Source organism: Rhodobium gokarnense (assembly GCF_025961475.1).
In the GTDB taxonomy this organism is placed as follows: Bacteria; Pseudomonadota; Alphaproteobacteria; order Rhizobiales; family Rhodobiaceae; genus Rhodobium; species Rhodobium gokarnense.
Window position 1 is genome coordinate 133140 of sequence record NZ_JAOQNS010000009.1, and the last position, 24027, is coordinate 157166.

Annotated in this window: 12 protein-coding genes and 3 pseudogenes; 6 read left to right on the top strand and 9 right to left on the bottom strand. The window is 57.1% G+C overall.

Features of this window, described 5'->3' with window-relative positions:
* Positions 1-587 precede the first annotated feature (587 nt).
* From M2319_RS16000 to M2319_RS16010, 3 genes are read right to left on the bottom strand one after another with little or no spacing between them, the layout of a single operon-like run.
* Entirely contained in the window at positions 588-1835 is a 1248-nt protein-coding gene (locus M2319_RS16000) for a relaxase/mobilization nuclease domain-containing protein (protein WP_264602463.1), read from the bottom strand.
* Positions 1832-2290 (bottom strand): hypothetical protein, encoded by a 459-nt coding sequence (locus tag M2319_RS16005; protein ID WP_264602464.1) that lies wholly within the window; start codon positions 2288-2290, stop codon positions 1832-1834. Before M2319_RS16005 ends, M2319_RS16000 begins: the two co-directional genes overlap by 4 nt.
* Entirely contained in the window at positions 2287-2499 is a 213-nt protein-coding gene (locus M2319_RS16010) for a hypothetical protein (protein WP_264602465.1), read from the bottom strand. Before M2319_RS16010 ends, M2319_RS16005 begins: the two co-directional genes overlap by 4 nt.
* 20 nt (positions 2500-2519) lie before the next feature.
* On the opposite strand from M2319_RS16010, the gene M2319_RS16015 reads away from it, so the two are divergent.
* A complete protein-coding gene (locus M2319_RS16015; RefSeq protein WP_264602466.1) occupies positions 2520-4016 on the top strand; it encodes a DUF6538 domain-containing protein in 1497 nt (498 codons plus the stop codon).
* Here the strand turns inward: M2319_RS16015 and M2319_RS16020 are convergent.
* Positions 3941-5159, bottom strand: a pseudogene (locus M2319_RS16020) (IS3 family transposase). The gene M2319_RS16015 and the pseudogene M2319_RS16020 overlap by 76 nt on opposite strands.
* A 58-nt stretch (positions 5160-5217) precedes the next feature.
* On the opposite strand from M2319_RS16020, the gene M2319_RS16025 reads away from it, so the two are divergent.
* Both M2319_RS16025 and M2319_RS16030 read left to right on the top strand, forming a co-directional pair.
* Complete coding sequence (locus M2319_RS16025; protein ID WP_264602467.1) at positions 5218-5355, top strand: transposase; 138 nt, start codon at positions 5218-5220, stop codon at positions 5353-5355.
* 21 nt (positions 5356-5376) lie between these two features.
* Positions 5377-5898 (top strand): IS5 family transposase, encoded by a 522-nt coding sequence (locus M2319_RS16030; RefSeq protein WP_264602534.1) that lies wholly within the window; start codon positions 5377-5379, stop codon positions 5896-5898.
* 163 nt (positions 5899-6061) lie between these two features.
* Here M2319_RS16030 and M2319_RS16035 read toward each other — a convergent pair whose 3' ends face one another.
* The 3 genes and pseudogenes from M2319_RS16035 to M2319_RS16045 all read right to left on the bottom strand — a co-directional run bounded on the left by M2319_RS16035 (position 6062) and on the right by M2319_RS16045 (position 19599).
* Positions 6062-15814 carry a hypothetical protein gene (locus M2319_RS16035; protein WP_264602468.1) on the bottom strand — a complete coding sequence of 3251 codons (9753 nt, stop codon included), beginning with the start codon at positions 15812-15814 and terminating at the stop codon, positions 6062-6064.
* On the bottom strand, positions 15804-18080 hold the full coding sequence (locus tag M2319_RS16040) for an SIR2 family protein (protein ID WP_264602469.1): 2277 nt from the start codon (positions 18078-18080) through the stop codon (positions 15804-15806). Before M2319_RS16040 ends, M2319_RS16035 begins: the two co-directional genes overlap by 11 nt.
* Positions 18081-18380: 300 nt before the next feature.
* A pseudogene (locus M2319_RS16045) lies at positions 18381-19599 on the bottom strand (IS3 family transposase).
* 84 nt (positions 19600-19683) lie between these two features.
* Here M2319_RS16045 and M2319_RS16050 point away from each other — a divergent pair.
* The 3 genes and pseudogenes from M2319_RS16050 (at position 19684) to M2319_RS16060 (ending at position 21367) form a co-directional block, all read left to right on the top strand.
* Positions 19684-19986, top strand: a complete 303-nt coding sequence (locus M2319_RS16050; protein ID WP_264602470.1) for a PLP-dependent aminotransferase family protein — start codon at positions 19684-19686, stop codon at positions 19984-19986.
* A 49-nt stretch (positions 19987-20035) separates the two neighbouring features.
* Positions 20036-20314 carry a hypothetical protein gene (locus tag M2319_RS16055; protein WP_264602471.1) on the top strand — a complete coding sequence of 93 codons (279 nt, stop codon included), beginning with the start codon at positions 20036-20038 and terminating at the stop codon, positions 20312-20314.
* Positions 20315-20398: 84 nt separating this feature from the next.
* Positions 20399-21367 (top strand): annotated as a pseudogene (locus M2319_RS16060) (SUMF1/EgtB/PvdO family nonheme iron enzyme).
* Positions 21368-21542: 175 nt separating this feature from the next.
* Here M2319_RS16060 and M2319_RS16065 read toward each other — a convergent pair.
* On the bottom strand, positions 21543-23192 hold the full coding sequence (locus M2319_RS16065; protein ID WP_264602472.1) for an ABC transporter ATP-binding protein: 1650 nt from the start codon (positions 23190-23192) through the stop codon (positions 21543-21545).
* A complete protein-coding gene (locus M2319_RS16070) occupies positions 23189-24022 on the bottom strand; it encodes an ABC transporter permease (RefSeq protein ID WP_264602473.1) in 834 nt (277 codons plus the stop codon). The genes M2319_RS16065 and M2319_RS16070 overlap by 4 nt, the downstream gene beginning before the upstream one ends.
* Positions 24023-24027 lie beyond the last annotated feature (5 nt).

Below are 24027 nucleotides of genomic sequence, written 5' to 3' on the forward strand. Positions count from 1 at the left end.
GATTTTCTGGTGGTCTAGCGGCGCTATCCGCTTGGCCTATCGGATAAGTGCGATCACCGCCGCAACCGCGATCACAACGTGCGCGGCGGTGATCAACCACTTATGCGGATCGATGCCCCTCTCGTCCCTCTTAGGCTTGTTGGTGTTTGGGCGGGGTTTCAATGTCCCATCCTCCTTTTTGCTAAATGCCGAAGGCGGGATTGCCTTTGGTGCAAATAATATTAAGGGCCTCGGATGGGCGTTGTCCCTGGAAACTTGGGCAAAGAGTTTCGTGTTTCGGTGACAAATGCTAGAAATTAACCGTGTTGGAAAATTGTTGAGAAATTTTGTTGACAAATAGTAGTTGAGAATCTCTTGCCGTTTTAACGCCGATGAAGATTGTATTCATTTGCCATGCTCGTGGCCTCTGAAAAGCCCGGTCGCACGACTATAGTTTTGGCAAGTTGTCGGCGATCAGTAGATGCCTGCCCTTCGAACTACGATGGCAAAAATCCATGGTCAGTATTGAAGTTGGCTCGACGCTGAATGCGCCTGTCGCGACAGCTGGTCGTAAACAGCATGTCGCAGACGAATGCCTACGGCGCTTGTCATCTTGTTGGTCGGCGCCGATCTGCAAATGCCGGATGGTCACGCAATTGACCGTAAGCGCGGATATCGTCGCGGATTTCCCGCCGCCTCGATGCGAATTCGCGGGCAAGTTCGGCCCGCATATCGACAAGCCGCCGCCGTTCGGCGAGCTGTGCGAAGATCGAAGCGTCAAGTTCTTCCCGGTCCCGTAGCGCGCAGGCAGCCGCCTCCCGCTCGTTGCGATGCTGAATGCGCTTTGTCTCGCCGCGAGCCCAATCCCACAGACCCTTCAAGCCGGAACGAAAGCGAGATTGGCGGATGCGGGCTTCCTGCCATTTGCGGTGTTCGATGGTCTCGATCAGCTTTTGTCGTGTGGCGCGGTGGCGGTGAACCATCGCGCGGCGCTGTTTGTGCAATTGGCTGTTGTACGGCTGAAGATCGCTTAGCAACTGGCCCTTATGCCGCTGCATAGCCTCCTGCATTTCCTCGGCGATCTTTGCCTTTGTGGCCGCCACATCCGGCAGGTCGTCTTCATCACTCAGCCGCTGGCGGACAGCCTTCGTCCTGACGCCAATCCATTTTGGGAGCGCGCAGACCTCACCATGCATGTCGAGGGCAACGAAGCTTCTGCGGTCGCCTTTGGCCAATCGATAGCCGCGCTCCTCCAGCGCATGGATGAAGGACGTCTTCGCGTCAGATATCGCCCAGGCATCCTGCAGGGCCGCTTTGATGGCACGAGGGTCTTTTCCCTGCCGCTTCGCCTGTTGCCATTCGGCGAGCGAAAAGTTGCGCGGATCGCCCGCGTCGCTTTGGACAAGCCCACGTGGCATCGTCCAGCCGTGTTCGAGAAAAAGCTCCCGCGCCATCCCCATGAGAGTCTTCTTGGTATAGGAGAGCTGCACGGCCTTCATGTCGTCGGTCTTGATGCGGCTCCACACCGCATGGGCATGACGGCGCCCTTCTTTCTCATGAAAGACAATCGCGCGTGGCTGGCCGTCGAGGCCTAATTCGTTTTCGATCCGCGCGATTGCCGCTTCGAAGTCCGCCGTCTCGACGACCGCCGAGGACGGCGGATTGAGGGACAGTGAAAACAGATACTGCTTGCACCGCGTGCCACGACTGACCGCGTAGGCTTCGTTCAGCGCGCCGCGCAAATCCTGCGCGACGAAACCGCGAATTTCGTGAACCTGAACATGGTCGTTCTCCTCCTTCAGGAGATGAAGAGCGAGTTGCTTCCCGCCGCCGCGCTGATTGCCGACGAGGATCATTGACCATCGTCCGGCGTGATCCCGAGCGCTTGCATCAAAGCGTCGCGCATGGCGCGGATTTCGGCACAGGCGCGACGAAGCTCGTCGATCAATTCCGGTGTGACCGGAAGCGCGCCCATCCTTGCGGCCTTCGCCATGTCGTAGAGACTACGAGCTAGTTCCGACCGGCCCAAGGCAGCCAGGACCTGTGCCAGTGCGGCCCGGTCCATGCTCGGACGCTGCTGCTTCCGCGAGGGGCGCTTTCCCCGTCGCGGCGATGCTGTCTCACCGAAGAGCTTCCGCCGGATATGGGAGGCGAGCGACACCTTGCCGGCTTCTCGCAACAGCGTCTTCCGCTCATCGTCGCTCAGCCGGATGGAGAACGGTTTGGCGACCGGCTTGCGCCGTTTGGTCCATTTCCCCGCTTTCTCCTGAAAATCCTCTCGCAGTCCATCCGGCTTTCCCGCCGCCGTCACGGCGTCGGCCCCCGGCGGGTCGGTCCGCCGGGTGATCTACCTTCTTGTTTTAATTTGATATTTTCAGACTGGAGATGAGCGTTCCAGTTTTCTAAGATCTCAAAGACGGAGTTCGAAGTTTCTAAATCGATGTCCGCCATCGTCCTTGAAACGTCAATGACATCAAGGAACTCTTCAAAATCAATGGCTTGAACTTCCAGCTGTTCCACCGAACTGTTACAGTGGAGCCATGAAGGACATGCCCAAACACCCCCGTCTGACCAAGCGCGGAGACGTCTACTGGCACCGTGCCTCGGTCCCGGTCGACATCAGGGCGACCTACCCCAAGACCGAGGAGATCTTCTCGCTTGGCACCAGGGACCCGCAGGAAGCCCTTCGCCTCGTCCGCAAGGCCGCCGTCGAGGTCGATGAGCGGTTCGCAGCCCACCGTCGCCACCTCGCCCAGATGTCTCAGCCGCCGCTTGCCGAGCTGACGCAGGATCATCTCCAGCGACTGGAGGAGGCGTATTTCGCTCACCTGCTCGATGAGGACGAGGAGGTTCGCCTCGACGGCTTCTTCGAGGAAGGGGGGCCAGCCTCCGCCGTTCCCGTTCCGACCTTCGAGGAGCGCATCGAGGGCAGCGCGTTTCTGGCCGCCGGTGCACGGCACGAGTTGGCGAGGGGCAAGAGCGACGCGTTCTATCGCGACGAGGCCGACGAGGTCCTGAGCTGGGACGGGCTCGGCATTCGGCTGGCCCCGTCTTCACCGAGCTGGAAACTGGCCACCCGCGCCATCCAGAGGGCCATCGTCAGGGCCCAGCAGGTCATCGAGGCACGCGACAGGGGCGATGTGGTTGACACCCCGGTGCTGCCGACATTACCCGTCAGGGAATCCGTATCGGCCTCCTGCAGCCTTGCGTCTGAGGTCCGGAAGGACTGGATCGCTGAGAAGAGCAAGGCGGCATGGGTCGACAAGACCCGCCGCGAGCACGAGGTCTGGTCCCAGCACTTGATCGACCTCGTCGGCGACCGCCCCATCGACCAGTACGTCAAGGCGGATGGCAGAAGGTTTAAGCTGGCCCTGCAGAAGCTGCCCCCGAACTGGAACAAGCAGGTCGGCCTAAAAGAGCTCACCTTCGCCAAGGCCGCAGAGAAGGCCGGTGCCCTCGGCCTGGCGCCGATGTCCGACAAGAACATCAACAAGATCATTGCCTTCGTCGGCTCATTCTTCAACTGGGCAGCCGGGCAGTATGACGAGGTGAAGAGCAACCCCGTCGACAAGCTGAAGATCAAGATCAGAAGCCGCGCACGGGACGACAGGGACCCCTTCTCCATGAATCAACTGCGGGCCATGTTCGCCGCGCCGCTCTATACCGGGTGCCGGTCGGCCTACCACTGGTCCCGGCCGGGAGACGAGGTGCTTTCGGACAGCGGCCGGTATTGGGTCCCGCTCATCAGCCTCTACTCGGGCGCCCGCATGGGCGAGATCATCCAGCTCCGGACCGAGGATGTTGGGGGAGATGCTGGTGTCACCTTCTTCATCCTCACCGCCGAACACGACGACCAGCGCCTGAAGACCGCCAACGCCCACCGGCGCATCCCCGCGCACCCCGAACTCGTGGAGTTGGGTCTCCTTCAGTGGAGTTGCCCCCGTTTCGCCGGACGGTCCGGCTACTTGGTCCGAGCTCGGATGAACTCCCTGGGGGAACACATCCGGAGCGCTGAGTCGGGATGGACTTCGTTGTAGTCCTCGATCCATCCGGGGATGCGCCGGAGCACGGTTTCAGCATCCGGCAGCGGTTTGACGCGAACATAGTCGCGCTTGAAGGTCTTCACGAACGCTTCCGACATGCCGTTCGATTCCGGGCTCTGAAGTGGCGTGAAGCAAGGAATGAGGTTCAGCGCCGCGGCGAAGTCGCGCGTTTCCCTGGCGGTGTAGGGACTGCCGTTGTCCGACAGGTGTTAGATTGCGTGTGGCGCCCTTGTCATTCCAAGCCGTTTCTCGACAGCCTCCAGCATCATGTCGCGCACATCGGAGCCGCTGATGCCGGCGCCGGTAACGGCGACGAAGGCGATGATCTCGCGGTCGAAGGCGTCGATGATGAAGGCCAGGCGAACGACCTCGCCGCTCCAACAGGGGAACTCCAGGGCATCGGAACACCAGCGCAGGTTCGAGGCCATCACCATGACCTTGCCGTCATGGACGCGCCCGGGCCAGTCGGCGGTATGGCGCTGAAGCAGAAGCAGAAGCCCGTGCCGCTTCATGATCCGATAGCTGCGCTTGTAATTGGCAGCAGACCGGCCGTTTTCCGCTAGTCCCCGGTTCACCAACGCGGTGATACGGCGATAGCCGTAGGTCGGCCGTTCACCGACGAGGCGCCGGATTAGCGGCAGCAGCGTTTCGTCGTCGGCCTTGGCGTAGGGCCCGCGCGATTTGGCCTCGCCGCGCTGCCGTTCGTAGAGATTGGATCGCGACACCTTGAGCACCTCGGCGATGCGGCTCATCGGGAACCGTCCTTTTGCTGCGACAACAGCCGCAAGCTCTGTTTTTTACCCGTGCCTTGTCGAGAGCCTCGCGCAGGATCTCGACTTCCATGGTCTTCCTGCCGAGCAGCCGTTCCAGTTCGCGCACCCGCTCTTCCAGACGGCTCACTTCGGATGCGGCAATCACATCGTCGTCCGAGCCCACGGCTACCGTTCCTCCCTAGGTCATCAGGCGGCGTCAGCGGAACAATAGGTTCGGGGCGACGCCATTGCGCCTTGCCACTTTCGAGACGCTGGCTCTGGCCTCAAAGCTTTCCTCGATGATCCGAAGTTTTTGCTCCGTCGTCCACCGCCGTCGGCGGCCCCTTCCGGTGATCACTTCAATGCGCTGATAGTCGTCCGACATAAGCCTGTCCTTGGGGATATCCCCAAGCCTTCTTGCTTACGCCGGACTGTCCGGTCAAATGGGGGCCAGTTCAATAACCGACGGGGTGATCTCCGGTATTCATCATGTCCTCAAGACAGGATGTCGCTGGCGCGATGTGCCGGCCGACTACGGCCCGGCGACGACGGTCTACAACCGCTATCATCGTTGCGGCTAGGCGCGGTATCTGGCACCGCATATTCGAAAGGATGGCCGCCGCCGGGCCGATGCTCGCCGAACTCTCGATCGACAGCAGGCACGTCAAGGTGCATCGGTCTGCACAAGGCTCAAAAGGGGAGGCGTGGACGCAAGCGATCGACACCTCACGTGGCGGACGAACGAGCAAAATCCTTTGGCCGATGATCAAGGCCGACTGGTCGCCTTCGCACTGACGCCGGGCAACATTGCCGACATCAGCATGGTAATCCTATCGCTTGAAGGGATTGCGCCTCCGAAGCGGCTCATCGCCGACAAGGCCTATGATGCTGACAGGTTCCGCAACTGGTTAAAAGTCCGCAACATTAAAGCCGTCATCCCGTCCAAAGCGATCCGAAACCGACCCTATCCGTTCGACCGCATCGCCTATCGCCGACGCAATGTCGTCGAGCGCATGTTCGGAAAGCCGGAGAACTGGCGCCGCATCGCGAACCGGTACGATCGCCTGGCCAGAAACTATCTCGCCGCCCTGGCAATCGTTTCCATCGTCATCGCCTGGATTTGAATGGGTCCCCAACCTAGCGCAGGATGAACGCGATCTGCGCTTCCGAGAACTTCGACCTCTTCACGAAATTCTCCTTCTCCCGACAATCGGGATTATAAGTGGAAAATTCCAACCCAAAACGGCCTGAAAAGCCGGAGGGATGTAAAGTCCGCAATTACAGCTTTTACGTTGGAACTTCTGACAAAAGCGGGATCTCGTATGCATGCTCTTCCAGGCTACCTATGAGCGATGCAAATTCAGAAGCGATAGTATCGTCTATCCGCACGTTTTTCTGCTCCCGCGCCATTTTAGGAAAACTACGTGTCAGCCGAGTAAGTTTTGTAAGCAAAATAGCATCCTCGCGAAGCCGGATCAGGTTGAGGGGCTTTCCGATACAAGCTGATAGTGCATTAACAGCGGGAAAGGAATCATGGCCGCTATACGCAATAGCCGTAGCCTCCAGAAAGCGTAGCAGTCCACTATAGGCGGTCGAGTCTAGTTGTGAAGTCCCGGAGCGCTCCAAGTCATCGAAGAATGACCAGAACCGGTTCCATGGCCCCCCCATATTTCGATCCTCGGCCGACATTACGAGGTATCGCAGGAGAACTTCCATATGAAAACTGTTAAGAGCCCGCAGGTGTGTTCTTTGGATAATATTGACTAGGCACTTAGCCCACATTTCTTCAACATCTGGCCCAGCGTCCTCCCTTCGCCAGTCTTTTATACGGGTGACATTCTCTGGTTGGCAGGCTTCATGCAATATGACAACTGCCTTGAGAGCTGGAAGAAGCGGAATCCAGGCGTCATAGTCCAATTGGCGATTTAAAGCGCAAGCTGCTCGGCAACCATTCGCCAGGGAGTAGGCTTCGTCCTTCAGATGAAAATAAGCATGGTCCAGCCATTGCGTAACCAACATTCGATCCCAATCCTCGTAATGTCGGTTCAGATCCAGAGGGGAAGGCTCAATTTCCGGATGATCACGCAGCCGAACCAGAAAGTCTCGCGAAGCGCAAGCACGAACGCGGATTTCGTTGCCAAAAAACCAGTCAGGCACGTTCAACAAATAGGGAACATGTCGTTGTAGCGCGGCCGTAATCTCATTACGCTTTCCGGAGACCTTGTCGATAACCTGAACGGTCAGCAACCGGTTGGTCTTCCCGCCGGTGATGTCATCCCAATTGCCTTTGTCGGGAAGGGAGAGAGAGAAGATGGTATCCGTCGTGGCGCTCTCCACCAGCACATGACCGTCAAGCAGGTTGCGCGGGAACAGCGGACGGCACTGTACGGTGCTACCGATCCGCAGATTGCGGAACATCCGCGCTGCCATCCTTTCATCAATCACAGAAATGGGGCTCCGATTGGAATTGAATTTCATTACCGCAGTAACCGGACCGTTAGTTTCCGATATCAATCGTTCGAGTTCAAATTTGTCAAGTGAGGCCCAAGCAAGATCCTGGATGCCGAGCCAGTGAATGGACCTCGTTTTCTCGCATAAACAAATGACACCAAGAGGCGTTTCCGAGCCTTGCAGAGTCACCGGCTCCGCGAGCCATACGTGGAAAGAGGGATCGGCGACCGGTCGGACACCACTTGATGGGCGTCCCTCCTCATTCCAGTGGATCCAAATGGGTTCTTTCCAAGTATCAAGAGAAAAAAGAACTTCGCGGAGCTGTTCGTTATCCCTATCGTTCAGCCCAGTGACAATATCCGTCACGTGGATCAGAAGTAGTTGAGGGCCGCACCTGAGAACAACATCGAAAGTGTCGACGTTAATACCAACAACCTTGGCCTGAGCGTATCCCCTTCTCTTGGGCGCCCAAGCCTTGGCCTGCAAACGTCTGCTTACAAACACAATATTGGAACTAGCCAGTAGATCCTCAACGGTAACTGGAATGGCGCCACCGCAAGCTTCAATCCAGTTTGACACATCGTTGCTGAACTGGACGCGCCCCTTCCATGGTCGGAAAATTCTCTGTGTCAAAAGGTCATTTCTCGCGACCGAATCGTCGAGAGACGCACGGTCGGCAACGACGGAGATACCTGGAACACCGTGGAGGACAGGTTTTTTTAGATCCGCATCGTAGTAGAGGAGCGCAACGGTTCCAGCTTGAATCCGTTCAGTTGCCGAGAACGCTCTGTAATATCCGTCCGTTTCAAAGAAAAGGTTATCGGGGAACCTCTCTCCACGCGCACGCGGTAGCGTGAAAGTGTAGGTTCCCGCACCAAAGACAGTTCCTCCTGAAATGTCCCGCTCCTCATGGAGTGGCACGATTCCCGCGCTGTGATTAAATAGACCCAGTCCACCATACTCCCAACGGACGGACAAACGGTCCACTGCCAGCGGCGTCTCCGTCTCCAGCAAGGCGACAGAAAGTGTGTCACCGATCCCTATTAATTGAATGTCGAAAGCATCCCAAGAGAGTTCGGTGCTCCCGAATTCCCAAAAGCAGATTTTAATTGGTATTTCAACAACATAACCAGGAACAACTTCGACCCAGATGGCATCGTTCTTGACGCTCACGACTGCTACAGGGATCCGGTCTGCTCTCCAGCCATCCCGCCTTCCCCTTAGCCGACGTAGGATCTCGAAAAGATTCCTAACAGGGAAGCCGTGACGGCGCAGCTTCCTCACGTCATAGCGCGCAGTGAGCGACCCGTTCCGTTCAACAAGAAAAACGGGACCGTCGTGACATGAGCCGGGTGGTACATCGTCGATCCCGGGAATATGCCAGTGATCTTCATACCAAGCCCAGCGCGCTGTTGTACGATCATGGAACACCCATTCCACCGCGGACATGCGCCATGCGATTTTCTCACTTTCTTGAAGAGCATAGGTGAATTCAGCCCAATGGGGACGGCGGGTACCGGGATTGTCACTAAGGTTTCCAACCTTCGAGACTTCCAAGTGCAGTGTTTTTTCATCGACGTGAATACGGTAGCTCGCGATGTCCTCATGGATCCTTGTTTCCCTTACTCCAAGACAATCACGTCCGTGCTGGTCCTCAAACTTTTTGATGAGCCCAATCTTAGGGTGGGCCTGCATCATCAGCACGAGGAGGTCGCGGGTTTCACCTTCGCCATTGCGCGAAGGCAAGGGCTGAAGTTCCACGTCGGGAAGACCTCCGGCTGTAAAGATTTTTCCCTTCCCAAGAAGCTGCACCGGATCTCTTTGAGACTGAATTTTTCTATCGTCTAGCAGGCTTTGCTTAGGAAATATAACTGCGGGGCGCTCGGCGTGTCCGACATACCATTCGTCACTGAATGCAGCTCTTTCGACAATCAGATGCGGTTTAGATGCAGCTCCTGACGGCCCATCTGCCAGAGTTATTTTGAGAATGTCCCCCTTGGATAATGATTGCGCCCTAATGTCCGCTTCCCAATGTTTGAAATCGACACGTACACCCGGCTTTAATTCCACGCTGTGATATGTGTTCCCACCCTCTTGGAACTCGCGCATGTAAGAACAGAAAACCCCTTCGCGATCCCTCGTCAGGATTTTGCGCAATACCGACGGAGCCCTGGGAGGCATGTTGTCTTCATAAAGGGAAGCAAAGATTTTTTCATTTGCCGCCGGCCGCTCCAGAGCGACCAGAATCGGACGATCACCGAAATATTTTTTTCCATCATGGATCTTCTTCAACAGGTCCTCGCGCACCGAAAACTTCCGGCGGGTCATCAAAACCGACCTTTGTTCGCGGAACTCATCGCCGATATCTTCGAAATCCAGACCGTCCATCCGTAGCAGAGCGAGACCTAGATCATTGCCGTGTGCGAGCGGATAGATACGGCCCGTTTTCATGAAGACGCGATTGAATCCTTCTAACGGGGGTGTTGATCCCTCGGGTTCATAGGACAGACGAACGTGGTTGAATTCGATGTTGCGGCCTTCCTCTTCCAGGTATTTCAGCACATTCAAAATGCCAAGAACTTTGAATTCAACGGTCGGTTCTCCCGAGGCTTCGATCTTTCGAAGTGTCCGTTCATAAAGCCTGTCGTGGCTTTCAGGGTTGAACGTAATGCGCGAGGCAGAAAAATCATCGACGTCAGTGTCAATGGACCGTGACATGAAACCTTCGACTGTTTTGACCTCGATGCCATCGGCATGTCCTACAACCGTCAACACATGCACGATCTTATATTTGCTGGCTTGACTGTAAAGAGTTCGCCCATCAGACCACTCGACGGATTCGATGGATAGGACCATCCTGTCGTATTGGTTTTCTTCCGATTGCAGCTGACTTTCCCATGACTGCGGGGGGGGCGGTTCAGATACAAAGCGGATCGCCTTTATCCGATCGCCGTAAAACAGGCGAAGTTCACCAGCTTGGAAGGGTTGCCCTTGATACTGAAGGTCTTCTTCCGGCAGCACAATCGTTTGACCATAACCTACCTCGAAACGGTGATAAACGACTTGCCTCTCCTGACCGATTTTCTTATCGGCTCCAACATAGAACATGTCATCGCCGGTATCATCCAAAGAAATCAGGCTATCTTCTTCGAAACCAGAATACTGGAGACGCAACTCTTCTATGCTGTCGATTGGGTCAACGCTGCGTAATGACGCAGCGAGACGGCCAGGCTCTAGTTCGCCCTCAACCAGGACCGCCATGCCGCTGGGGTGGTACTGATGATGCTCCTGGTACGGACCAAGATGAGGTGGGATAGGTAAGTCAATCGGATTGCAGATATTCTCAGCGTCTTCGATTTTGAAGAACAACTGCATTCCGTGATGCGTTACCTGACCACGAAGAGGTCTTGGATCGTTCAGATATTCTTCAAGCCATTCGTCCCAATGTCGTCCCTTCGCCCTTGAACGTACCTGTTTGGTCGGTTGCGTTCGTCCGCTGAGGGTTTGTCTCCGCTTAACGTGGAAAGTGCGTTCCGCATCATAAAAAACTCCGGAATCAGTATTGTACGGCATCAACCGGACGACAATATTTTCAACGACGACATCACCCGATGCGGAATTCTTGTGCGCGCGTCCCCACATGGACCGACGGTTTCGTCTCAAAAAGCAGCGCGGGAACTGTCGCTTGTCCCGCTCCAGGTTGGGCAGGAAAAAACGGCAGCCCTCTTGGCTATCCAGATTGAGAATAGTCCGATAGCTCTCGCGCGGAGTGTCCTGGTCGACGTCAAACCGGGCGAGTTTTCCGGAGCCCAAGATAAATGTGTCTTTTTTACTTTTACTCGAATCACCTTGAACCTGTGTCGGGCCAAGAGGTATCAATTCGCAGTCTTTCAGCTTTTCGTCGGTAAGAGACCACAGCGCCCTGCCGTAAAGAAAGATGTTGCGTGTCGAAATGATGGGGTCGCCAGTCAAGGCGGTGACACGGATCACCGTACCGATATAGAGATCCTTGGTCTCTGCCAGATTCTCGATGTGCATATCGAGACCCACCCAATCCTCGCCGGTTTGCCAATAGATCTCGCAGGCGAGAGGAACGCTCGCCGATGTGTGACTGTCTTCGGACGAATTGCCTTTTCCGGGGTACGGGCGGCGTGTCAGAATGCCCTCGACCTCCTCCGTGCCTTTGCACAGCCGACGTAATGCGTCGATACTCTCGATAGAAAAGCGCGGAGAGCCCCACTTGCCTCGACGATCTTGACGATGAGTAATCACAACCGGGCGATCGCGACCGATCTTCCCATGAAGGTTCGGTTCATTTTCCTCGACCCAATCAAGCAACAGAGAGTCCGTTTCGATATTAAGCAGGACTTTGTGATCACTCAGAGAACGGACATACCCCGAAGAATCGACGGACAACGGCTTGGACAATCTGAACACCGTGCCGCGACCGCTGTGATAATGTTTATCTAGCGCGTCGGACATGCTTGCAGCTTTTGCCTGATTGAACTCTAGTACGGAAACCGCTTCGCCGGCGATCTCCGGCAAGGGATCACGCATAACATTGTGCCTAGAAAGGTTCGGATTCCAGTCCGTGACCTCAACGCCCCACTCTTGGGCGTCCGCCGCTATCCTATGTTGGTCGGAAAGACGTACCGGGACCACCTCGGGAAATCCAGGCACCGAAACCGGAAGAAAGGCTTCCCAACCTCGGTCATCTCTCGTCCGATGGGCGGTCACATATTGAATCAACCTTCCATCGTACTCGTCATCGTTTACGCCATCCCAATCAATATTATGGAATGCATAGCGCCACCGGATATTTCGATCGTCGATGGGGTAGGTTGGATCCTCGAAAGCCTCCAAAGGCGTTAGATCCCTTCCTGCGTCAACCGGATCAAGTTCGACGCGAGCATTTCGGATGATCGGGCGGACCGCGATCAGGAGACCTTCAGAATCGATACTCTTTTGATGGTAAAAAGCGAGTACGTCCTCAATTCTTCCGCTCAGTTCAGATGACATTTCCGTAGTGAATATCTTGAAAAGTTCTCCGGGCCGGGTTGAGAATGTCAGAAATTCTCTGCCCTCAAAATCCTCTCCTTTCTCTCCCGAATAGGCAAGAAAGGCGTAATCAGCGCCATCGCGGCACAACTTCATGACTAGATCAAGAAACGAGCCAAAGCGGATGACAATTTTATTGCTTCCCGTTTCACCCTGTCGGAGGGCCGAAAACGAATAGGCTGTGGTCCTGATCCTGAAAGCGCGAGAAAGGTCGAAATTCCAATTATCAGGTTCCTCGCCCGCCCGGAGCTGCTGCTTGCTGTCCCGCGGCTTGACCGTGACATCCGTTCCTGTGCCATCCAATTTGCCTTTCTCTGTAACGTCAAAGAATACAAGCGTCTGGCCAGCTTCATTCCACCGATGTACCCTAACTTGCCCAGTTTTTTGCGGCGCCCAGTACTGCACCTCCTTCTTTTCTTTATTCACTCTACGAACCAGATCGAGCTCCAGCTCCACGATGTCGCCTAGCTCGGGTTTTGTCGGCACCGATTTTTCAGGAATCCTCAAGTTAAGCGTTGCCGGTGTTCTCAGTCCAGGATTGACGGTCAACTTGAATGCCGGTTGTTTGGCGCCATCTCTCCTGTCAAGATAGGTATCCTCTGCAGCATCCAGAACCATTGGCGCCAAAAAATGAAAAGTTTCATACGCAGGTTTTTGGCTACCCGCATGCATGCGTCTCGATACTTGACTATCGAACTCCTTGAGCTGATTGCGAGACATTGAAAACAGATCAAGGGTTCGGTGATCTACTCCTCCGACCTGGTCGAACGTGACCTCGAACCGGTTTGGATCCCAAACGGCAGCGCGTATGCTCAACACACTCACCCGACCGTCACCAAGAATCCGCAAGGTCGGCAACTTGTCGGGATTAGAGGACGCAATCCTTTCGGTTTGCCTGCGAACGTGAAAATTCACTTCGTTGACTCGTTGGCCGATCAAGTGCTCGCGTGTATCTATAAGTTCCTTGATCGCAGAAATAGTTGTTGAGCCAGCGATACGAACTGCGAGAACCATTAGATCGTTAAGGATTTGCCTCCGCTTCTGTTCCCCCGCCTCTTCATAGATAAAATTAGGTTTTCGAATTCCTACGTCATCGAGATCAGTCTGCCCTCCTTCCAGATAACGCCATATCACGGACGGTAAGTTAATCAGTTGCCTCGTCCCGGCCAATCTTTCACACCACGCGCCTGCCAATCGCTCGGCAAACGCTTTGATTTCGTATGTTCCACCGAATTGAAGTAGAACAACCCAAATAGCATTCCAAAGAGGCCGACGCTCGATGACCGCCGGTTCTCCGAGGAGATCAACAAGAGCTATGCAATGAAATCGATCGAACAACAAACGTTCTCTGGCAGTTAGTAGTGCCGCCTCCAATTCCTGGGCCCAGTCATGCCCGCGCTCCGGTGAGGATTCGCCGTTCTGCCGGCAATATGCTCCCAAACGCAAAGTAAGGAGAAACAGTTCGAACTGCTTTTGCTCAGTATCGCGAACGTGTTCCAGCCATTTCTCGGCATAGCCACCGTTTTCCCAGTCGCCCACCGATGCATCTAAGGCGAAAAGAACACGCCTTCTCGTTTTAGCAAAATTTTTCTTATCATTAATATAGGTATTAACAATTTCTACCTGCTGTTCGCGGCGTTCTATTTCAACAATTTCGGGGTACCCAAGGAATTTCGCAAGTAGCCAATGGATTTGGCGTATCGTCACGGGACGATCCGGGGCGGTCTTTCCATTCTCGCTAGTAGGCAACTTCCGCGTTGCTTCTTCAAAGAGTTCCCCAACGGTCCGGGCTAAGCCAATCCACCGGCCGGGTCCGCTATGGTTGTTCCATGCTTGGCGGTAAGCGTTGGATAGCCATTCGATAAGAACTTCAGGGAGCACCAAGTTTGCAAAGGTCTGCTCTTCATGATCATCGCTGTCTTTCCAGGCCACTGCGAGATCGACAAAGTTACGGGGTTGGATGGCCGGATACCAACCGGCGCCAATATTATCCGCACGTATGGCCGCCCCGCAAAACAGAGATTCCATCTGGACAGAATAATAATCCAGCGGAAGCTTTGAATATTTTTTGGAGTTGCTGCGCTTGCCAAATGTATGCAACACATCGCGCGCATGCACTAAGAAAGCGAGAAAGACATCGCGCTCACCATTTGAACACGGCGCGAGCGTTTCCGAAGTAAGTATCTTCAGGGTTACGTCCAGACCAAACAGCGTCCGAAGTATAGTAAGGTAGTGTTTGTGTTTGTCGCCTACTGGCTTGTGCAAAGGATATCTTTTGTAGTAAGTGCCGGATGACTCGAACCGCATCCATGGCGACAGAAGGTGCCATTGCTCGGTTCTTGCAAATTTAAGTCTCTCACCCCCGGTGATATTGTAGCGTGGCTGAGGGCCGTCATTCGCCCGGTTGAGACCGGCGAAAATTTTCTTGATCTCGCTAGAAGCTTTGCCCCCGTTAGCGTCGGGAATTTGAACCTCAACACTTTCAGGGAAAGCCTTCTTCCGAGGCCGCCAGAAGGGCCCCAAGCTCGCCATAGCAGCGGTTGGATCAATCCTAGCAAGGCGCGTCCACAAACCCCAAAGCCAAAGCGCAGCCAACGTTCCAAGCAGAGATTCATTATCGGCCTTGACGCCTAAGATCCGAAGAGTTCGGATCTGATCCGATATCACTATCTTTTTTTGGCGCTCGCGAAAGACCTTAAATGACACCATCTCCCGCAGTATCTTGTTCGCGACCAATTGCCTGCTTTCCAATCCAGAGTCCCCAGCCAACGGAAACATCAGCTCAAAGTTCAGTAATAAAATATCGGGTGCAAAGACATCGGTGCTGAATTCTTGCGACCATAGAATATCAAGAAGAGCGCCTGCCTCGGCGTCACCGCCTTTGGTCGATCGCATCTCATTCCGGGCTCGCGTTGCAAGTAAGTAGCAATGGCGGCCAAGTTGGTACGATCCGGCGGTCTCTAGCAGGATCCTTATAGGATCCATAGCACCATCGTCCGCGTTGGAAAGGGCTTTCGCGATCTTGGATGGTTCAACGGTAGCTGCGTGTGAAAGGACCGCCAGCAAAAAGGTGGCAGCTTTGGAAGCCGTGATGGATCCATAAGGCGAGGGCTCGCGTTCTTTAGTCTCCAATTTGACCGAGGAAACAACCTCCTCGCTCCTCGCGGCGACAGCCACGAGCTTAAGAATCCTTGAACCCGTAACTTGGTTGAGGACGGCGTCGACAAGGTCCGACATTGGCGTGCCGCCAACTGCATCCTCATATCCTAGGTCCAACAATTCACCGAAGTAGGATTCGCGAAGCTGGGTTGATATGGAAGGAGGTAGGGGAAGTCTTTGGATCTGCCGGACAACTCGAGGAAGAACATAGACCTTGTCGACGATATCCAGGTCGCTGGTTGCTCGTAACGCCTGAAAGACAACCTCCAGGTCCGACCCGCTTGAGTCCAAGCCGTCCGCCGCAGAAAAGAATGCCAGGGTTTGCTCAACGGTCTTGTTCGCGCAGCAACAGAAAAACCAATCAACAATCATCACGATCCACCGCAAACTTTACCGGGTTTCTATTTGCAGTTTTTTGGAAAGTATCCGGAAAATAGAGTTTTCTATTCCGACGCGCTTCCTTAATGCGCGAAAAGGTTAGGTGGTCTTTCCGCAGCTCCAGGTACTCCGCACTCTCAATAAGCCCGAAGACCGCACGGGCCGCTAAATTCTCTGTGGAACGGTTAAGGAGTTTTTTCAACCAGTGCCGCTGAATCTTCAGCCTCGCTAGGTGCCACCAAACATAGGCCTGCTCGATACCGATGGTGTCCAGAACTTCTAAGCTTCCATCGTTGATCAGTCCCACAGCAACCAGGTCGGCCGTGAATTTTTGTGTCATATCAGTCGGATTTAGCTCGCCCGAGCCCACGAGTGCTTTGAAGTTAATTGCATTTTTGGAACAGCAGAGTGCATAGAGTTGGGTGAGATCGCTAAAACAGATGTGCTGGGAAGACTCTGCGCCTGCATCCCTCCCCCTGCCGCTTAGCTGTTGCTGGAGCCAGTCGTTGGCCATCTGCGAAATTGGGCCATCAGCCCCGTCACGGAACAGGATATGGCAATAAGCGACCGCGAGCGTGCACCAGACAGGACGTCCTTCTGCGCCGGGTCGAGAGGTCCACTCCGGCGGTATTGGGCTGCAAAAGTAGGTTTGATGCTGGGTCAACCACTCTGCTAAGCGGACCGGGTCGACAGCGGCGGCGAGGAAACTGTTCTTATGGCCGGGTGCCGAAGACAGAGCTTCCGCTCCCTCCCCGTTTGTCATCTCCGTCGTCTCCGACACCGTCGGGCATTGAATGCGGTCGGGTTGTTCGGGTGCAGCGCGAAAGTGATCAACTCGGCCTGCCAATTGCGGGAGGCGTTTCAGCATCTCCACCAATCTCGACGCTCCAAGTTCAAAGGATAAGATAATCTTAGATTCGCGTCGCTCCCGCAGACCTATCCATTCTGCAAGCTCGCGGCACATTCGTTGCAGTTCGTAGTTCTTTTGACTCGCGATCAGGTCACGCGGAAAGTGTATTATGATCTTGGTCAAGTGGATGATCTCGTCTAAGCGAGGGCGAGCAGCTCCGGACCACCGCGTTGGGAGCGTTTCCACTTGCCATTGGTCGTCGAGGCACGGAAGATTCAGCGCACCTTCCTGAACCGCCCGAGACAGTTCACTCTCGGTGGCGTTCAAGATGCGCGCGATGGTTTCCGGTTTCCCTCCTTCGAGCACCCCCAACAAGTTTCCCCGATCCAACCCCCAGATAGTCGCCAAGTTAAAGTTCAGCCCTTTGCAACTCACGTCATCATTCCCGCACGAGGCAAAAAAGCTGTCTTGCTCCTCCTCGGAAGAATCGAGGGGATAATCTCGACGAAGCGTAGCTTCCAGAGATGGAAAGAAACGGTGGATGTCGATCCCTGGATATGTGTTCAGTTGGAATTCGTCTTCCAACTCCTTCGGCAACGCTTCGGGACGCTTGTCACTGAATGTGGCCCATATCAGTTGCGGCCGCTTGTCTAGTTGCAACACCTGCTCGATGTAGGTCTTCATGAACACATCTTCCCATCCGCCGTAGCCAAAAACTGCGACTTCGGTGGCTTGAATAATTTCCCGAATTCTCTCACCTACCTTTGGTCTTGTTCGCAGCAATTGATGGCGGGTGTGGAGCTGGTCCGTGCTCCTCCAAAAGCCGTGCAGATGCACAATAAGGGGGCCATCTTCAACGCCATTTATTGGAAGAGGGGTGTCCAAAGCGCCATTAATGGTAATTGGAGTGGCACCACAGCGCCTGAAAGCAATCTCAAGAAGTGGGTCGAAATTCGGCGTAAGGATCCGATTAGAGAAAAGTGTCCCGTAGTCGAGTGTCATGCGGGCAATCGATAAGAGAGAGTCGCTGATGTTCCAGTCCGCCTCACGCTTTTCCATGTCGAGTTTATCGTCGTCATCCATGTAGAACGCATTTTTGAATCTAGGGCCGCGATAAACGCCCGATTCCAGGATGCCCTTGGCGAGCAGGTTGTCAGCGGCAACAGGCCCAAGACGTCTGATAGCGAGCTCATAAAGGCTACAGTAGTTTTCCGATGCTTGTCCGCTTTGCGAAGCCTGGGGGAGATCAAAAGAGCAATCAAATTCGGCGAGTGCATCGCGTACGACGCGCGTCATTGCCTCAACCCCCGGCACCCCTTTGTCGTAACCCGTCAACGCTGACCCCAGCAACAAGGTGATTTTTTTGGGGGCAGTAGAATCTCGAAGCTGCTTGAGCTTGAAAGCAACCATCCGTTGGATGAGCTCTCTATAGTTTGACGTTACCAAGCCCCCGCCCTCCCATAAATCGAGTTTCGCAAAATGCGTCCCGGTCTCCTAAAGAAAAGACATTTGATTCAATTGCTTTTATCCCATCGTGGTTTCGACACCAAAATTCCCCGATCAGTACTTTTGCACGAAGTTACCACGGCGTGCAATCTGGGCGCCATGGAGTGGTCCCGGAAATCCGGACTGGTTGCTAGTGCCACATGGCAAGCTGGGCAAACCCCGTGTTGATGACTGGAGTTGCCCCCGTTTCGCCGGACGGTCCGGCTACTTGGTCCGAGCTCGGATGAACTCCCTGGGGGAACACATCCGGAGCGCTGAGTCGGGATGGACTTCGTTGTAGTCCTCGATCCATCCGGGGATGCGCCGGAGCACGGTTTCAGCATCCGGCAGCGGTTTGACGCGAACATAGTCGCGCTTGAAGGTCTTCACGAACGCTTCCGACATGCCGTTCGATTCCGGGCTCTGAAGTGGCGTGAAGCAAGGAATGAGGTTCAGCGCCGCGGCGAAGTCGCGCGTTTCCCTGGCGGTGTAGGGACTGCCGTTGTCCGACAGGTGTTAGATTGCGTGTGGCGCCCTTGTCATTCCAAGCCGTTTCTCGACAGCCTCCAGCATCATGTCGCGCACATCGGAGCCGCTGATGCCGGCGCCGGTAACGGCGACGAAGGCGATGATCTCGCGGTCGAAGGCGTCGATGATGAAGGCCAGGCGAACGACCTCGCCGCTCCTACAGGGGAACTCCAGGGCATCGGAACACCAGCGCAGGTTCGAGGCCATCACCATGACCTTGCCGTCATGGACGCGCCCGGGCCAGTCGGCGGTATGGCGCTGAAGCAGAAGCAGAAGCCCGTGCCGCTTCATGATCCGATAGCTGCGCTTGTAATTGGCAGCAGACCGGCCGTTTTCCGCTAGTCCCCGGTTCACCAACGCGGTGATACGGCGATAGCCGTAGGTCGGCCGTTCACCGACGAGGCGCCGGATTAGCGGCAGCAGCGTTTCGTCGTCGGCCTTGGCGTAGGGCCCGCGCGATTTGGCCTCGCCGCGCTGCCGTTCGTAGAGATTGGATCGCGACACCTTGAGCACCTCGGCGATGCGGCTCATCGGGAACCGTCCTTTTGCTGCGACAACAGCCGCAAGCTCTGTTTTTTACCCGTGCCTTGTCGAGAGCCTCGCGCAGGATCTCGACTTCCATGGTCTTCCTGCCGAGCAGCCGTTCCAGTTCGCGCACCCGCTCTTCCAGACGGCTCACTTCGGATGCGGCAATCACATCGTCGTCCGAGCCCACGGCTACCGTTCCTCCCTAGGTCATCAGGCGGCGTCAGCGGAACAATAGGTTCGGGGCGACGCCATTGCGCCTTGCCACTTTCGAGACGCTGGCTCTGGCCTCAAAGCTTTCCTCGATGATCCGAAGTTTTTGCTCCGTCGTCCACCGCCGTCGGCGGCCCCTTCCGGTGATCACTTCAATGCGCTGATAGTCGTCCGACATAAGCCTGTCCTTGGGGATATCCCCAAGCCTTCTTGCTTACGTTTCGAGCGCTTCGCCGCCATTGCACATCGCGCCGGCGTGCCGGTGGTCGTCGATGCGGCCTCGGCATATGACCCGACGAGCTTCATTGCCAAGGGCGCCGATCTTGCCATCTATTCAGGGCCCAAGTTCCCTGGCGGGCCGACATCGGGCATCGTCACCGGCCGCCGGGATCTGGTGCGTGCCGGCTATCTGCAGAATGTCGGCATCGGTCGGGGCATGAAGATCGGCAAGGAAAGCATCGCCGGGGCAATCGCGGCGTTGAAAAAATGGAAAAAGGCGCGATCATGCCGCCATTCGCAACCGCGAAGATGCCGCTTTGGTATGCTGGGCGAATGCGCTCGCTGATATCGAGGGTCGTACCGTGAGGCGGATCGCCGATCCTACGGGAAATCCCTTGGCGCGCCTTCAGGTCGACGTCGATCCGGCCGGGCTCGGTGCGAGCGCTTCCGCCGTGGCGGCACTGTTGTCGGCGCGGCAGCCCCGGATCATTGTCCGGGCCCATGAGGTCGAACTTGGCAATTTCCAGCTCTATCCATGCAATCTCTTAGAAGGGCAAGCCGAAGAGGTGGCCATAGCCCTGCGCGAGCCCCTGACCGACGGGGCATTGCTCGCGTCCGCACGCTCCGACGATGCGGCGTCGCGCAACGGATATCTGAAATGGGGGACTGTGTGAGAACGCCGCCGCCTGGAACAACGCGCTGGCCTGTGGTTCCGACAAAGAGGAGGGCCCCCGCTGGAGAACGTAAAGGGTCAATCAATGAGTTGCTGCGGAGCCGGAAAGGCGGGGCAGGCCGAAAATGCGCAAGAGGACAGCAATTATCTGGTCGACGCCCGCTCTGTCGCCCCGGCACCGGCCGATGTTCAGGCCGCATTGAAGAGCCGGCTGACGGATATTCCGGGCAGGATCTTCGAAATGGCCGCACGGAAATCCATATTTCCTGAAGACTATGATAACCCGCGGAGGCGTGTCCGCCTTTCCCTCTTCCTGATGTCGCCCTTTGCCTTGACCAACAGGGACTACGCCGACGTCGTCGACGCAACGGGCTACCGGACCGTTGCCGAGAAGGAGGGGTGGAGCTACGTCTTTCATCTTCGCCTTGCCGATGCGTCGGCATGGCCGCAACACCCCGAGGGCTTGCCTTGGTAGCGGCTGGTGCGGGGCGCGAGCTGATGCGCGCCGGAAGGCCCCGGCACCGACTGGCGGGATCGGCCGGACCGTCCGGTGACGCACATGACTTGGTACGATGCAGTTGCCTATGCGACGTGGGCCGGCCTGCGCCTGCCGAGTGAAGCGGAATGGGAAAGGGCTGCACAAGGCGGCCTCGTCAACAACAAGTTTCACTGGGGAATGAAACGCGTTCCCGGACGGTTCGCCATGAATACCTGGCAGGGGCACTTCCCCGATGAGAACACGGCCGAGGATGAGCATGTCGGGACCGCGCCCGTCGATGTCTACGAACCGAACGCCTTTGGCATGTACAACATGACGGGGAATGTATGGGAATGGGTGCAGGACTATTTTCGCGACGGGCCGAGCCCCAACACACGAATCGAGGTCGATCCGACCGGCCTTGAAACGGGTCTGGCACGCGTCCAGCGGGGCGGCTCCTTCCTGTGCCACGAGAGTTATTGCGACCGCTACTACGTCCATAGTAGGACGCGAGGCGAGTCCGACAGCTCGTCTTCGAACAGCGACTTTCGCGTTGCGGCGGATATCGAGACGTGACGGCCTGAACCGCTCTACACTTGCCGTAGGCGGGTTGATTGAAAGTTATTAAGTTATTGACTTAATAAGATCATTTAGGAAGCGGCGGCGCATCCCTCCGGCTCCGCCATTTTTCAACGCCATGACCGCGACCCAGCGGGCGTGCCGGTCGATCGGGTCCAGCGCCGAACGACGATCAGGGCTGGGGCGCGGATGTGTCCCGCCCGGGCTTTGCGGAAATCCATGCCCGGCCCGGGATCGATTTGAACAGCGATTGCGTATAGGGGTCCGCGGGGTTCTCGATGATGTCGGCGGCGGGGCCGTGTTCGACGATCCTGCCGTGGCGCATGACGGCGATGCGGTCGCAGATCTGGGCGGCGACGCACAGATCGTGGGTGATAAACAGCATCGCCAGTTGCAGCCGGTCGCGGATGTCGGCCAATAGCTTCAGCACCTGGTCCTGCACCGAGACGTCGAGCGCGGAGACCGGCTCGTCGGCGATCAGCACTTCCGGGTCGAGGGCGAGCGCGCGGGCGATCCCGATCCGCTGCCGCTGGCCGCCGGAAAACTGGTGCGGAAAGCGCTCCGCCGCCGACGGGTCCAGACTGACGAGGTCCAGAAGGTCCGCCAGCCGGGCGTCCGCCTCGGCCTTCGAGGCTCCCTGCAGTATCATCCCCTCGGTGATGATCTGGCGCACCTTGTAGCGCGGATTGAGCGAGGCGAACGGGTCCTGGAAGACCATCTGGATGCGGCGGCGCTGGCCGCGCAGTTGCCGCCCGGAAAGCGCCAGGAAGTCCTCGCCGTCGAGGGTCACGCTGCCCTTGTCGGCCTCCAGCAGCCGGATGACGAGCCGGGCGAGCGTCGACTTGCCGGACCCGGATTCTCCGACGATGCCGAGGGTCTCGCCGCGCTTCAGCGACAGCGCGATGTCGTCGACGGCGACCACCTTGCGCTGGCTGCCGAACAGGCTGCTGCCGGAGGAAAAGGTCTTGCCGAGGCCGGCGGCCTGCAGGACCGTCGCGCCGTAGGCGCCGGTGCGTGCCGCCGTCGGCGTCAGGCTCGGCACCGCCTCGATCAGTGCGCGCGTATAGGCGTGCTGCGGGCGATAGAGGATGTCCTTCGCCGGCCCGACTTCCAGGAGATTGCCGGACCGCATCACCGCGATCCGGTCGGCGATCTCGGCAACGACGCCGAAATCGTGGGTGATGAACAGGACGCCGGTGTGGTGCTTCCTCTGGATCTCGGCGATCAGCTTGAGGATCTGCGCCTGGGTGGTGACGTCGAGCGCCGTCGTCGGTTCGTCGGCGATGATGACGCGCGGCTCCAGCACCAGCGCCATGGCGATCATGGCGCGCTGGCGCTGGCCGCCCGACAACTGGTGCGGATAGGCCGCGTAGATCGCTTGCGGGTCGGGAAGGTGGACGTCCCTCAGGATCGCGTGGACCTTGTCGCGCCGCAGCCGCGCGGTCAGGCCGGTGTGGACGCGCAGCACCTCGTCGATCTGCCGGCCGATGGTCATCAGCGGGTTGAGCGCGGTCATCGGCTCCTGGAAGATCATGGCGATGAGGTTGCCGCGCAACTCGCGCATCGCGTCATCCGACACGGAAAGGAGATCCTGGCCTTCGAAGTGGATTTCGCCGGTCCGCGTGAAGAGGTCCGGCGACGGCAGCAGGCCCATGATGGCGCGCGCCAGCATCGATTTGCCGGACCCGGATTCGCCGACGACGCAGAGAATCTCGTCGGCGTGCAGATCGAGGTCGATGCCCTCAAGCGCGAACTCCCGCTCGCTGCCGGACGGCAGCCGGACGCTCAAATCGCGGATCTGGAGGCGCGCGGACCCGGTCACGACGAGCGCTCCCTGAGGCGCGGGTTGAGGGCGTCGTTGACGCCTTCCCCGATCAGGTTGATGGCAAGGACGGTGATGAGGATGGCAAGGCCGGGAAAGGTGCACACCCACCAGGCGCTCCTCAGGATCGTCCGTCCGGCGCCGATTAGAAAGCCCCAGCTCATGACGTTGGGATCGCCGAGGCCGAGGAAGGCGAGGCCCGATTCGATCAGGATCGCCGTCGCGACCATGAGCGAGCCGGCAACGATGATCGGCGACAGGCAGTTGGGCAGGATCTGCAGGAAGATGATGCGGCCGTGCGACATGCCGAGCGTCAGTGACGCCTGCACGAATTCGCGCGTCTTCAGCGACAGGAACTCGCCGCGCACCAGGCGCACCACCGGCGGCCAGGAGACGACCGCGATGGCGATGACGACGGACTGGATGGACGGCGACATGATCGCCACCAAAAGGATGGCGAACAGAAACGCAGGGATGGTCTGGAACACCTCGGTAATGCGCATCAGCACGTCGTCGACCCAGCCGCCGAAATAGCCGGCGAGCGCGCCGAGCACGGTGCCGACCGTCACCGCCATCAGCGAGGCGACGAGGCCGATCATCAGCGATGTGAAGGCGCCGTGGGCAATGCCGGCGGCAACGTCGCGGCCGAGGATGTCGGTGCCGAACGGATAGTCGAGGGACGGCGGCAGCATCGGCCGGCCGACGAGCCGGAACGGGTCGCCCGGATAAATGACCGGCGCGAGCGCCGCCAGCAGGATGATGGCGACGAGAAGCGCCAGGCCGATGGCGGCCGAGCGGTTGCGGAAGAAGCGTTTCACGAAGGGGAACATCGCCT

What these genes read in the sequence shown, in the direction of transcription:
- M2319_RS16000 (WP_264602463.1), bottom strand. Translation starts at nt 1,835, where the DNA reads ATGATCCTCGTCGGCAATCAGCGCGGCGGCGGGAAGCAACTCGCTCTT.
- M2319_RS16015 (WP_264602466.1), top strand. Translation starts at nt 2,520, where the DNA reads ATGAAGGACATGCCCAAACACCCCCGTCTGACCAAGCGCGGAGACGTC.
- M2319_RS16025 (WP_264602467.1), top strand. Translation starts at nt 5,218, where the DNA reads ATGGGGGCCAGTTCAATAACCGACGGGGTGATCTCCGGTATTCATCAT.
- M2319_RS16035 (WP_264602468.1), bottom strand. Translation starts at nt 15,814, where the DNA reads ATGATTGTTGATTGGTTTTTCTGTTGCTGCGCGAACAAGACCGTTGAG.
- M2319_RS16040 (WP_264602469.1), bottom strand. Translation starts at nt 18,080, where the DNA reads ATGGTTGCTTTCAAGCTCAAGCAGCTTCGAGATTCTACTGCCCCCAAA.
- M2319_RS16070 (WP_264602473.1), bottom strand. Translation starts at nt 24,022, where the DNA reads ATGTTCCCCTTCGTGAAACGCTTCTTCCGCAACCGCTCGGCCGCCATC.